At 68.5% G+C, this 11,832-nt stretch carries 11 protein-coding genes; 1 reads left to right on the forward strand and 10 read right to left on the reverse strand.

Annotated elements, in window-relative coordinates:
- Nucleotides 1–19: 19 nt before the first annotated feature.
- The 10 genes from pyrF to M1L58_RS00805 form a co-directional block, all read right to left on the reverse strand.
- Nucleotides 20–865: an orotidine-5'-phosphate decarboxylase gene (pyrF, locus tag M1L58_RS00760; protein WP_248657488.1), complete on the reverse strand. Its 846-nt coding sequence runs from the start codon at nt 863–865 to the stop codon at nt 20–22.
- Complete coding sequence (gene carB / locus M1L58_RS00765; RefSeq protein ID WP_248657489.1) at nt 862–4,197, reverse strand: carbamoyl-phosphate synthase large subunit; 3,336 nt, start codon at nt 4,195–4,197, stop codon at nt 862–864. The genes pyrF and carB overlap by 4 nt, the downstream gene beginning before the upstream one ends.
- Nucleotides 4,197–5,366: a glutamine-hydrolyzing carbamoyl-phosphate synthase small subunit gene (gene carA / locus M1L58_RS00770; RefSeq protein ID WP_248657490.1), complete on the reverse strand. Its 1,170-nt coding sequence runs from the start codon at nt 5,364–5,366 to the stop codon at nt 4,197–4,199. Before carA ends, carB begins: the two co-directional genes overlap by 1 nt.
- Nucleotides 5,363–5,983 (reverse strand): PH-like domain-containing protein, encoded by a 621-nt coding sequence (locus M1L58_RS00775; protein ID WP_248657491.1) that lies wholly within the window; start codon nt 5,981–5,983, stop codon nt 5,363–5,365. Before M1L58_RS00775 ends, carA begins: the two co-directional genes overlap by 4 nt.
- Nucleotides 5,980–7,290, reverse strand: a complete 1,311-nt coding sequence (locus M1L58_RS00780) for a dihydroorotase (RefSeq protein WP_248657492.1) — start codon at nt 7,288–7,290, stop codon at nt 5,980–5,982. The genes M1L58_RS00775 and M1L58_RS00780 overlap by 4 nt, the downstream gene beginning before the upstream one ends.
- A gap of 40 nt (nt 7,291–7,330) precedes the next feature.
- Nucleotides 7,331–8,281 carry an aspartate carbamoyltransferase catalytic subunit gene (locus tag M1L58_RS00785; RefSeq protein WP_154882410.1) on the reverse strand — a complete coding sequence of 317 codons (951 nt, stop codon included), beginning with the start codon at nt 8,279–8,281 and terminating at the stop codon, nt 7,331–7,333.
- Nucleotides 8,281–8,865 carry a bifunctional pyr operon transcriptional regulator/uracil phosphoribosyltransferase PyrR gene (gene pyrR / locus M1L58_RS00790; RefSeq protein ID WP_005197120.1) on the reverse strand — a complete coding sequence of 195 codons (585 nt, stop codon included), beginning with the start codon at nt 8,863–8,865 and terminating at the stop codon, nt 8,281–8,283. The genes M1L58_RS00785 and pyrR overlap by 1 nt, the downstream gene beginning before the upstream one ends.
- Before the next feature lie 162 nt (nt 8,866–9,027).
- Nucleotides 9,028–9,501 carry a transcription antitermination factor NusB gene (gene nusB / locus M1L58_RS00795; RefSeq protein WP_006357195.1) on the reverse strand — a complete coding sequence of 158 codons (474 nt, stop codon included), beginning with the start codon at nt 9,499–9,501 and terminating at the stop codon, nt 9,028–9,030.
- 3 nt (nt 9,502–9,504) lie between these two features.
- Complete coding sequence (gene efp / locus M1L58_RS00800; protein ID WP_006357194.1) at nt 9,505–10,068, reverse strand: elongation factor P; 564 nt, start codon at nt 10,066–10,068, stop codon at nt 9,505–9,507.
- A 21-nt stretch (nt 10,069–10,089) separates the two neighbouring features.
- Nucleotides 10,090–11,205: a M24 family metallopeptidase gene (locus M1L58_RS00805; RefSeq protein ID WP_248657493.1), complete on the reverse strand. Its 1,116-nt coding sequence runs from the start codon at nt 11,203–11,205 to the stop codon at nt 10,090–10,092.
- A gap of 109 nt (nt 11,206–11,314) precedes the next feature.
- On the opposite strand from M1L58_RS00805, the gene M1L58_RS00810 reads away from it, so the two are divergent.
- A complete protein-coding gene (locus tag M1L58_RS00810) occupies nt 11,315–11,806 on the forward strand; it encodes a B-4DMT family transporter (RefSeq protein WP_006866341.1) in 492 nt (163 codons plus the stop codon).
- Nucleotides 11,807–11,832: the final 26 nt, after the last annotated feature.

Here is an 11,832-nt window from a genome sequence, read left to right on the forward strand (position 1 = left end):
TTCCCCGGCCACCTCGGCGTCAGCCGAGCGCGGCCTCGACCTCGTCCCGCGCCTGTACGAACGCCTTCCGCAGCGAAGCGACGTCGGGACCTGCGCGGAGCACGCCACGCGAACTCGCCGGGAGCACCCAGGCCGGGTCGGCACCGTCGAAGACCACCTTCAGGTCCTCCGCGGTGGCGCCCTGGGCGCCCAGACCCGGAGCCAGGATCGGACCGTTCAGGTCGGCGAGGTCGAGTCCGTGCTCGCGGGTGGCACCCACGACGAGACCGACCGTGGCCGTGCCGTCGGCGTTCTCGGCCGCCGCGGCGTCGACGATGGACTGCGCGACCGTCCGCTCCCCCGCCGAGGTCTTCTCGGTCAGGGCCTTCTGTACGTCGCCACCCTCCGGGTTCGACGTTCGGGCCAACACGAACACACCACGCCCGCCCTCACGGGCCAGATCCAGCGCAGGACGCAGCGATTCGTATCCGAGGTAGGGCGAGGCGGTCACCGAGTCGCTGCACAACGGGGAGGCATCGGCCAACCAAGCCCGCGCGTAGGCAGACATGGTCGAGCCGATGTCACCGCGTTTGGCGTCGGCGATCACCAGGGCACCGGCCTCGCGGCAACCCGCGATGACCTGTTCGAGTACCGCGAAACCCGCGGCACCGAACGGCTCGAAGAAGGCGACCTGCGGCTTGATCACCGCCGCCGACGGGGCCAGCGCCTCGACGCAGATGTCGGCGAAACGGGACAACCCGTCGACGGACACGTCCAGGCCCCAGTCGGTCAGCAGCGCCGCGTGCGGGTCGATGCCCGCGCACAGGCGTCCGCGTTCGGCCGTCACCTGCCGGTAGCGGGCGCCGAAACCGGACGCTTCCGTCACGACCGGCCGGCCATGTCCGCGTGGCGTCGCTGGATCGAGCGCACCGCGACGTCACCGTTGATGGCGGCCTCGATGCCCTGCACCGCGGCACTGGCGCCCTGCACCGTGGTGATGCACGGGATGTTGACCGAGACGGCCGCACTGCGGATCTCGTAGCCGTCGACACGCGGGCCCGAGTTGCCGTACGGGGTGTTGATCACCATGGTGACCTCACCGGCGCGGATGATGTCCACGACCGTGCGCTGCCCCTCGGCGGCCTCGAAGTGCTTGAGCACGGTCTCGCACTTGATTCCGTTGCGGCGCAGCACATCCGCGGTGCCCTCGGTGGCCAGGATCTCGAAGCCGAGGTCGGCGAGGTGCTTGACCGGGAAGATCAGCGCCCGCTTGTCCTTGTTGGCGACCGAGACGAAGATCTTGCCGCTGGTGGGCAGCGATCCGTAGGCGGCGGTCTGCGACTTGGCGAACGCGCGACCGAAGTCGGCGTCGATGCCCATGACCTCACCGGTGGACTTCATCTCCGGGCTGAGCAGGTTGTCGACACCGCTGCCGTCCTCGCGCCGGAACCGGTTGAACGGCAGGACCGCTTCCTTCACCGAGATCGGCGCGGTCGAGGGGGACTCGCCGCCGTCACCGGTCTCGGGCAGGATGCCCTGCTTGCGCAGGTCGGCGATCGACGCGCCGAGCATGACGCGGGCACAGGCCTTGGCCAGCGGCACCGCGGTCGCCTTGGAGACGAACGGAACCGTGCGGCTCGCACGCGGATTCGCCTCGAGCACGTAGAGGACGTCGTCCTTGAGTGCGTACTGGACGTTGAGCAGACCCTTCACCCCGATGCCCTTGGCGAGCGCCTCGGTGGAGGTGCGGACCATCTCGAGGTCGGCGCGACCGAGGGTGACCGGCGGCAGCGCACACGCGGAGTCACCGGAGTGGATACCGGCCTCCTCGATGTGCTCCATCACGCCGCCGATGTAGACCTCGTCGCCGTCGCACAGGGCGTCGACGTCGATCTCCACCGCGTCCTCGAGGAAACGGTCGACGAGCACCGGGTGGTCGGGGGTGAGCTCGGTGGCACGAGAGATGTAGTCCTCCAGGGATTTCTCGTCGTACACGATCTCCATGCCGCGCCCACCGAGCACATACGACGGACGTACCAGCACCGGGTACCCGATGCGGGCGGCGGTGTCGCGGGCCTCGGCGAAGCTGGTCGCGGTACCGAACGCCGGCGCCGGGAGGCCGGCCTCGGTGAGGACCTTGCCGAACTCGCCGCGATCCTCGGCGAGGTCGATGGCGGCCGGGCTGGTGCCGACGATCGGGACACCCGCCTCCTCGAGCCGACGTGCGAGACCCAGCGGGGTCTGGCCGCCGAGCTGCACGATGACACCGGCGACGGTGCCGGACTGGGATTCGGCGTAGTAGACCTCGAGCACGTCCTCGAAGGTCAGCGGCTCGAAGTACAGACGATCGGCGGTGTCGTAGTCGGTCGAGACCGTCTCCGGGTTGCAGTTGACCATCACGGTCTCGTACCCGGCCTCGCTGAGGGTGAGCGCGGCGTGGACACACGAGTAGTCGAACTCGATGCCCTGACCGATGCGGTTGGGGCCCGAACCAAGGATCAGCACCTTCGGACGATCCGGCTGCGGCGCGATCTCGCTGGTCGCCGCGGGATCGAGCTCGTAGGTCGAGTAGTGGTACGGCGTCTTCGCCTCGAACTCGGCCGCACAGGTGTCGACGGTCTTGTAGACCGGGCGCACACCGAGCGACAGACGATGCGCGCGCACCGCGGCCTCGTCCTCGAATTCCGAACGGAGCGCGGCGATCTGACGATCGGAGAAGCCGTTCGACTTCGCCTCGCGCAGCAGCGCCTCGTCGAGGGTGTCGGCGTCGCGGATCTCCGCACCGAGTGCGGCGATGCCGCCGATCTCGGCCAGGAACCACGGGTCGATCGCGGTGGCCTCGTAGAGCTGCTCGATGGTGGCGCCGGCGTCGAAGGCCAGCATCAGCCTGTACAGACGCCCGTCCTTCGGCGTCTTGATCTCCTCGAGCAACGCGGGCAGGTCGACGGTCTTCGGGTCGGGCCGGTTGGCCTCCACCCAGAAACCGCCGGCCTTGGTCTCCAGCGAACGCATGACCTTGCCGAGCGCCTCGGCGAAGCTGCGGCCGAGGCTCATCGCCTCGCCCACCGACTTCATCGTGGTGGTCAGGGTGTCGTCGGCGCCGGGGAACTTCTCGAACGCGAACCGCGGAGCCTTGACCACGACGTAGTCGAGCGTGGGCTCGAAGCAGGCCGGGGTCTCCTTGGTGATGTCGTTGACGATCTCGTCGAGGCTGTACCCGATGGCCAGCTTCGCGGCGATCTTGGCGATCGGGAAGCCGGTGGCCTTCGACGCCAGGGCCGACGACCGCGACACACGCGGGTTCATCTCGATGACGACGAGGCGGCCGTCGCGCGGGTCCTGGGCGAACTGGATGTTGCAGCCGCCGGTGTCGACGCCGACCTCGCGCAGGATGTCGATCGAGAGATCGCGCATGATCTGGTATTCGCGGTCGGTGAGGGTCATCGCCGGGGCGACGGTCACCGAGTCGCCGGTGTGCACGCCGACCGGGTCGAGGTTCTCGATCGAGCAGACGACCACCACGTTGTCGCGGTTGTCGCGCATGAGCTCGAGCTCGTATTCCTTCCACCCGAGGATCGACTCCTCGATGAGGACGTTGGCCGTCGGTGACGCGGCGAGACCGCCACCGGCGATCCGCTCGAGGTCGGCGTCGTCGTAGGCCATGCCCGAGCCGAGACCGCCCATGGTGAACGACGGCCGCACGACGACCGGGAAGCCGAGTTCGGCGACGGTCTCGCGGACCTCGTCCATGGTGTGGCAGACGCGGGAGCGGGCGCTCTCGCCGCCGACCTTCTCCACGATGTCCTTGAACATCTGACGGTCCTCGCCGCGCTGGATGGCGTCGAAGTCGGCACCGATCAGCTCGATGCCGTACTTCTCCAGCGAGCCGCGATCGTGCAGTGCGACCGCGGTGTTCAGCGCGGTCTGCCCGCCGAGGGTGGCGAGCACGGCGTCGATGGGATGACCGGCGTCGCGCTCGGCCTCGATCACCTTCTCCACGAACTCGGCCGTGATCGGCTCGATGTAGGTGGCATCGGCGAACTCCGGGTCGGTCATGATCGTCGCCGGGTTGGAGTTCACCAGGCTGACGCGCAGGCCCTCGGCCTTGAGCACGCGGCAGGCCTGGGTGCCCGAGTAGTCGAATTCACAGGCCTGGCCGATGACGATCGGGCCGGAGCCGATGACCAGGACGTGGTTGATGTCTTCGCGGCGCGGCATCAGGCACTCGCTCCTTGCGCACGGTCACCCTCGAGCAGGGTGACGAATTTGTCGAACAGATACGCGGCGTCGTGGGGCCCGGCGGCCGCCTCCGGGTGGTACTGCACGGAGAAGGCGCGGCCGGAGAGCAGCTCGAGGCCCTCCACGGTTCCGTCGTTGGCGCAGACATGGCTGACCCGCGCGCGGCCGAAGTCGGAGTCGAACTCCTCCCCCGCCTCCCCCTCGAGTGCGAAGCCGTGGTTCTGCGAGGTGATCGAGACCTTGCCGGTGGCATGGTCGACAACCGGGATGTTGATGCCCCGGTGCCCGAACTTCATCTTGTAGGTGGACCGGCCGAGGGCCCGGCCCAGGATCTGGTTGCCGAAGCAGATGCCGAACAGCGGCAGGTCCTGACCGAGGACGCCGCGGGTGAGCTCGACGACGTCGTCGGCGGTCGCCGGGTCACCCGGGCCGTTCGACAGGAACACACCGTCGGGTTTGAGGTCGGCGATCGCGTCGAGCGCGATGTTCGACGGCAGCACGTGCGTGCGGACGCCGCGCTCGGCGAACATACGCGGAGTGTTGGTCTTGATCCCGAGGTCGATGGCCGCGACGGTGAACCGGTGCTGGTCGACCGGCTCGACGACGTACCCGTCGGAGGTGGTGACCTCGTCGGCGAGTTTGGCGCCCTTCATGTCCGGCTGGTTGCGGACGCGGCCGACGAGTTCGTCGGTGTCGGCCAGTGCCGGGCCGGAGAAGATGCCGGCCTTCATCGAGCCGTGGTCGCGGAGGATGCGGACCACGGTGCGGGTGTCGATCCCGCCGATGCCGACGATCCCCTGCTTGACGAGTTCGTCCTCGAGCGAGGTGGTGGCGCGCCAGTTGGAGACGCGACGCGTGGGATTGCGCACCGCATATCCGGCCACCCAGATCTTGCCGGAGTCGCCCTCGACCCCGGTGCTGCCCGCGCTGCCGGTGCTCTCGCCGTCCTCGGTGTTCCAGCCGGTGTTGCCGATCTGCGGCGCGGTGGCCACGACGATCTGCCGGTGGTAACTCGGGTCGGTCAGGGTCTCCTGGTAGCCGGTCATCGCGGTGCAGAACACCGCTTCACCGAGGGTCTCGCCCACTGCGCCGAAGCTCCGGCCGGTGAACACCTGGCCGTTCTCCAGCACCAAGACCGCTGTGTTCATTCCTGTGTCCCCTGTCCACTGTCATGCTGCCCGGCAAAGGCGTTCACCCAGCCGGGATAGATCGATTTGTCGTCGGCGCGGATACCCGTGTCGATCTCGGTGCCGCTGGGCAGGACCCATCGGATCACCAGGACACCGTCGGCGCTCATCACCTTGCCCGCGATGCCGCGTTCGGTGCGTACCGCGGTGATCGCCGCGCGGGGAATCCAGATGTCGCTCGCACCCTGTCGGGAGATGAGGATTCCCTCCGCGAACTCGGCGATCGTCGCCGACGCGCGGTCGGAGATGTCTCCCACGACCACGCGGTTCTGCCAGCTCGGCGCCATGGTACTGCCGAGGTAGAGGCCGGTGTCGGGGCCGCGCTGCTCCGCCCCGAGATCGGCCGGGGTGGGCGGCAGTTCGCCGATGAGCTCGGCTTGTGCCGCCTGCTTCTTCTTGTTGCCGGTGATCAGCAGGTAGAACATCGACAGCAGGCCGATCACGATCAGCAAGCACACGCCGATGAACCACGCGTTGAACACGAACCTGCCGTAGCCAAGCCACGTGGTGAAGAGCGACGCGGCCACGAGGATGAGGATGACGCCCGGGACCAGTCCGCGCCGGGACTCGGGGCTCATCGGGTCACCCGGCCCTCGCGGGTGGTGACCACGCCGCGCAGGACGGTGGCGGTGATGGTCGCCGGCATCGTCATCTCCTCGAACGGAGTGTTGCGCGACAGGCTGGCCAGTTCGTCGCCGCGGACCACCCACGAGGTGTCCGGGTCGACGACGGTGAGGTTGGCCGGCTCACCGACCTCGATCGGGCGGCCCTGATCGGTCAGTTCGACGATCTGTGCGGGCCGCTCGCTCATCACCCGTGCGACGCCGCGCCAGTCGAGGAGTCCCGGCTTCACCAGGGTCTCGACGACAATCGGCAGCGCGGTCTGCAGCCCGAGCATGCCCGGCTTGGCCTGGGCGAACTCGCAGCACTTCTCCTGCGCGGCGTGCGGTGCGTGGTCGGTGGCCACACAGTCGACGATCCCATCCGCCAGGGCCTGCCGCAGGGCTTCCTTGTCACGGACCTCGCGCAGCGGTGGATTGACCTTGTTGACCGGGTCATATGTTGCGAGACGCGAGTCGTCGAGGAGCAGGTGGTGCGGGGTCACCTCGGCGGTGATCGCGATCCCCTGGTCCTTGGCCCACCGCAGCAGTTCGACGGTGCCCTCGGTCGAGGCGTGGCAGATGTGGATGCGGGCGCCGGCATCTCGGGCGAGCAGTGCGTCGCGGATGACGATCGACTCCTCGGCGGCACGCGGCCAGCCCGCCAGGCCCAGGCGGGATGCGGTCGGGCCCTCGTTGGCGACGGCACCTACGGTCAGGCGCGGCTCCTCGGCATGCTGGGCGATGAGCACGCCCAGGCCGGTCGCGTACTCCAGGGCGCGGCGCATGAGCAGGGGGTCGTAGACGCACTTGCCGTCGTCGCTGAACATCCGGACGCCCGCGGCTCCGGCGTTCATCATGCCCATCTCGGCGAGTTGCTTGCCCTCGAGACCGACGGTGACGGCACCCACCGGGTACACGTCGACGAGGCCGACCTCGCGGCCGGAGCGCCACACGTTGTCGGTGACGGTCGAGTTGTCGGCGACCGGGCTGGTGTTGGCCATCGCGAAGACCGCGGTGTAGCCGCCCAGGGCGGCGGCCTCGGAGCCGGACCGGATGGTCTCGGTGTCCTCGCGGCCGGGTTCGCGCAGATGTGTGTGGAGGTCGACGAAACCGGGCAGCAGGACGCCGCCCTTGCCCTCGATGCGCTCGGCGCCCTCGGGTGCAGACAGTCCTGCACCGATCTCGGTGATCACACCGTCGACGACGAGAACATCGACCGGCTCGCCTTCGCCGTAGGGGCGAACATCACCGAGCAGGACGGTTCCGGTTGCCGGGGCGGTCACTGGCGAACTCCTGACGTGCTGGGGGTGTGCGTACTCGGCGTCACAGCTGGGCTCCCGCCGAGTCGGAACCGACGAGAAGACGGAAGAGCACCGCCATGCGGACGTGCACGCCGTTGCGGACCTGTTCGAGGACGGTGGCCTTGGGCGAGTCGGCGACCGACCAGCCGATCTCCATGCCACGCAGCATCGGGCCGGGGTGCAGCACGACCGCGTCGTCGGAGAGCATCGCGAGGCGACGGTCGTTGAGACCGAAGCGAACCGAGTACTCGCGGGCGCTCGGGAAGAACCCGCCGTTCATGCGCTCGGCCTGCACGCGCAGCATCATGACCGCGTCGACCGACGGCAGTTCGGCGTCGAGGTTGCCCGAGACGGTGACCGGCCACTCGCCCACTCCCGCCGGGAGCAGGGTCGGCGGGGCGACGAGGACGACCTCGGCACCGAGGGTCGACAGCAGGTGCGCGTTGGACCGTGCGACCCGCGAGTGCACCACGTCGCCGACGATCGCGATGCGACGCCCGTCCAGCGAACCGAGCCGCTGGCGCAGGGTGAGCGCGTCGAGCAGTGCCTGCGTCGGGTGCTCGTGTGTGCCGTCGCCGGCGTTGATGATCGCCGGGCCCTCACCGTCGGAATCGGTGGTCCAGTCGGCGATCTGGGCGGGTGCGCCCGATGCGGGGTGCCGGACGATCAGTGCGTCGGCACCTGCGGCGTGCAGGGTCTTGACCGTGTCGCGCAGCGATTCGCCTTTGCCCACAGAGGAACTCGAGGCGCTGACGTTGATGACGTCGGCGCTCATCCACTTTCCGGCGACCTCGAAGGAGACGCGGGTGCGGGTCGAGTTCTCGTAGAACACCGTCATGACGGTGCGGCCGCGCAGCGTCGGCAGCTTGCGGACCTCGCGACCGGTCAGCGCCTGCTCGAAACGCTCGGCGTCGTCGAGCAGCGCGGTGGCCTCCTCGCGGGTGAGATCCTGCGTGGAAAGCAAATGCCGCATCAGGAATCACCCTCGGCGGCAACGGTGTTCGCGGCCGAACTCAAGACGACCTGGTCGATCCCGTCGTGTTCGGTGAGGTGTACCGACACCTGCTCGTCGCGAGCGGTGGGAATGTTCTTGCCGACATAGTCTGCGCGCAACGGCAATTCGCGGTGACCGCGATCCACCAGCACCGCGAGCTGGACCGCGGCGGGGCGGCCGAGGTCACGCAGAGCGTCGAGTGCGGCGCGGACGGTGCGTCCGGAGTAGAGCACGTCGTCGACGAGGATCACGATCGCGCCGTCGACGCCTCCGGCCGGGACCATGGTCCGTTCGAGCGGGCGATGGGGCTTGCCGCGCAGATCGTCGCGGTAGAGAGTGATGTCGAGGTAGCCGACCGGCACCTCGACGTTGGCGAACTCGCCGATCTTGGAACCCAATCGGGTCGCGAGAGATGTTCCGCGAGTGGGGATTCCGATGAGAACGACGCGCGGGGCGTCAGGCGAGTCCAGAGCTGTCTTCTCGATCACCTGGTGTGCGACACGGGCAATCGTGCGCGACACGTCAGCGGCATCGAGCAGCACCCTGGGGGCGGGGCTGGCCAAAGCCGACCTCCTTCTCCGCCTCGCAGGACGGATCGTTAAAGGATGTCTGTCTTGCGACACTTTACACCGCGTCGCGAGACAGACGAATTCCAGCGACCTGCGCCACAGCAATCGGTCCCGGTCGCGAACACGACCGGGACCGATGGCATGAGATCTTCCGTACTACTCGGCGTCACCCGACGGCCGCGGCTCGGCGGACGCGGCGGCTCGGACCTGCGGCGCGAGCTCGGCGATCTTGGCGAGCACTCCGTTGACGAAGGCCGGCGAGTCGTCGGTGGACAGCTCCTTGGCGAGCTCCACCGCCTCGTCGACCACCACGATGGTGTCGACGTCGAGCGAGTTGAACAGCTCCCAGGTCGCCAGGCGCATGATGGCGCGGTCGACGGCGGGCAGACGCTCCAGCGTCCACTCCCGCAGATGGGAGGAGATGACCGCGTCGATCTGGTCCTGATCGTCGGCGAGACCGTTGATCACCGTGGCGGTGTAGTCGTGGATCGAGCCGACGCTCTCGTCACTGCGGACGTACTCACGGCGTTCGGCGACGAGCTGCGCGGGGCTGACCTTCTTGGCCTCGGCCTCGAAGAGAAGGTCGACCGCGCGCCGCCGCGCCTTGTGTCGGGTTCCGGGTTGTTTCACAGGTCAGGAGTTGACGCGGCCGAGGTAGCTGCCGTCACGCGAGTCGACCTTGAGCTTGTCACCGGTGTTGATGAACAGGGGCACCTGGATCTCGGCACCGGTCTCCAGCGTGGCGGGCTTGGTGCCGCCGGTGGAGCGGTCACCCTGCAGACCCGGGTCGGTCTGGGCGACGACGAGCTCGACGGTGACCGGGAGTTCGACGAACAGCGGGTTGCCCTCGTTGAGCGAGACCTGGACGGTCATGTTCTCGAGCAGGAAGCGTGCGCCGTCGCCGACGACGGCCGGCGGCAGCGAGAACTGCTCGTAGTCCTGTGCGTCCATGAAGACGTAGTCGGTGCCGTCGTTGTACAGGAAGGTCATGTCCCGACGGTCGACGGTGGCGGTCTCGACCTTGACGCCGGCGTTGAAGGTCTTGTCGACGGTCTTGCCGCTCAGCACGTTCTTGATCTTGGTGCGCACGAACGCGGGGCCCTTGCCCGGCTTGACGTGCTGGAACTCCTGGATCTGCCAGAGCTGGTCGTCCATGCGCAGCACGAGGCCGTTCTTGAAATCGGCGGTGGTCGCCATGTGGTGTTTCTTCCCTTGCAGTCAGATGACGGTGAATGTCTTGTCGGTGGTGGTCAACAGTTCCGGGTCGCCTTGTGTGACGACCAGGGTGTCCTCGATCCTGACCCCACCCCATCCGGGTAGGTACACACCGGGCTCCACGGTGACCGCAGCACCGCATGGCAGTGTACCCGCCGCGAGTTTGCCGATTCCCGGCGCTTCGTGGATCTCGAGGCCTACGCCGTGGCCGAGGCCGTGCACGTAGTGGTCGCCGTGCCCCGCCTCGTCGATGACGTCGCGCGCGGCGGCGTCCACCTGCCGTAGATCCGCACCCGGGCGCAGAGCCGCCCGTCCGGCGGCCTGCGCGGCGGCGACGAGGTCGTAGATGTCGCGTTGCCAGTCCGCAGCGCGACGCAACACGAAGGTGCGGGTCATGTCGGAGTGGTACCCGCCGACGACTGCACCGAAGTCGATCTTCACGAGATCGCCGTCGGCCAGTGCGGTGTGCGTGGGCCGGTGATGCGGGATCGCCGAGTGCGCACCGGCGGCCACGATGGTCTCGAAGGCGATGCCATCGGCGCCGAGGCGGTACATCTCGAACTCCAGCGCACGGGCGGCCTGGCGTTCGGTGGTGCCGGCACGCAGGACGCCGTCGGCGATGATCTGGGCGAGTGCGGCGTCTCCGATCGCGCAGGCGGCACGCAGCAGCGCGATCTCCCCCGCGTCCTTGACCGAACGCAGCGCCTGCACGACGCCGGTGAGGCCGACCAGTTCGACACCGGAGTCCTCGATCGATGCGGTCAGGGCACGGTGGCCTGCGACGGTCTCGGCGTCGGCCTCGAAGCCGATCCGCGACGCACCCGCGGTTCGCGCGTGGACGACCAGCGCCGGGACGCAGGCCCGTTCGATGACGGACTCGACGTCCGGCACCTGGGCGGCGACCTGGGTGAGGTAGCGGCCATCGGTGGCGATCCGGTCCCCCGCGGGATCGGACACGTCGATGAGAACCGCCGCGTTGGACCCCGTGAAGCCGGTCAGATAGCGGACGTTGACGAGGTCGGAGACCACGAACGCCGACACCTGCTCGGCGTCGGGACGCTCACGTAACTGGCTCCGCAGCCGGTCTCGCCGGGCTGCTGTGTCGTGGATGATCGGCACCCGGGCAACGCTACGGCGGGACGACGCACAGTGCGAACCCGGCACGCTGGACCGGCCGGATCGACCGGGTGTGTCGGCGATCACGGCACAGATGCGTAGTATGACGCGCATGTCTTCGTGGTTGGTACGCGGTCTGACGATGACCGCCGTTCACGTCCTCGCCCGAATCCTGCTCGGTGTCGCGGTGGTCGAGGCCCCGCTGAACTCCACCGTGTGGCGCACCGTCACCATCGCGGCGGTCGTCCTCATCGCCTTGGTCTGGGGCGGTTTCGACGGCATCCGCGATGCCCGCGCCAACCCTGATCCGGACGACTACGAGGACCTCACCGTCCGCTGGCTGAAGGCGGGTGTCATGGCCGGTGTGATCGCGGGACTGATCTCCTGGATCCTCGGCAACACGGTCCTCGCCGGCATCGGCCAGGCCGGCCTGTTCGTCGAGTTGATCGCCGGCGCCTCGTTCACCGCGCTGCTGGTGTTCGTCCCGGCGTTCGTCGGCGCGGCCATCGGCCGCTGGCTGATCCGCCGCGACCAGAACAAGGGCGCCCCCGAGGACGACTGGTCGGTCCACGAGGACCGTCACGCCGACGCGACCGCCCAGTAGCCACTCCGACAAACAACGAACCCCAC

The organism is Gordonia sp. C13 (assembly GCF_023218005.1).
In the GTDB taxonomy this organism is placed as follows: Bacteria; Actinomycetota; Actinomycetes; order Mycobacteriales; family Mycobacteriaceae; genus Gordonia; species Gordonia namibiensis.

Coding starts and splice junctions, on each gene's coding strand:
- M1L58_RS00785 (WP_154882410.1), bottom strand. CDS start 8,281: ATGCGGCATTTGCTTTCCACGCAGGATCTCACCCGCGAGGAGGCCACC.
- efp (WP_006357194.1), bottom strand. CDS start 10,068: ATGGCGACCACCGCCGATTTCAAGAACGGCCTCGTGCTGCGCATGGAC.
- carB (WP_248657489.1), bottom strand. CDS start 4,197: ATGCCGCGCCGCGAAGACATCAACCACGTCCTGGTCATCGGCTCCGGC.
- M1L58_RS00810 (WP_006866341.1), top strand. CDS start 11,315: ATGTCTTCGTGGTTGGTACGCGGTCTGACGATGACCGCCGTTCACGTC.
- carA (WP_248657490.1), bottom strand. CDS start 5,366: ATGAACACAGCGGTCTTGGTGCTGGAGAACGGCCAGGTGTTCACCGGC.
- M1L58_RS00775 (WP_248657491.1), bottom strand. CDS start 5,983: ATGAGCCCCGAGTCCCGGCGCGGACTGGTCCCGGGCGTCATCCTCATC.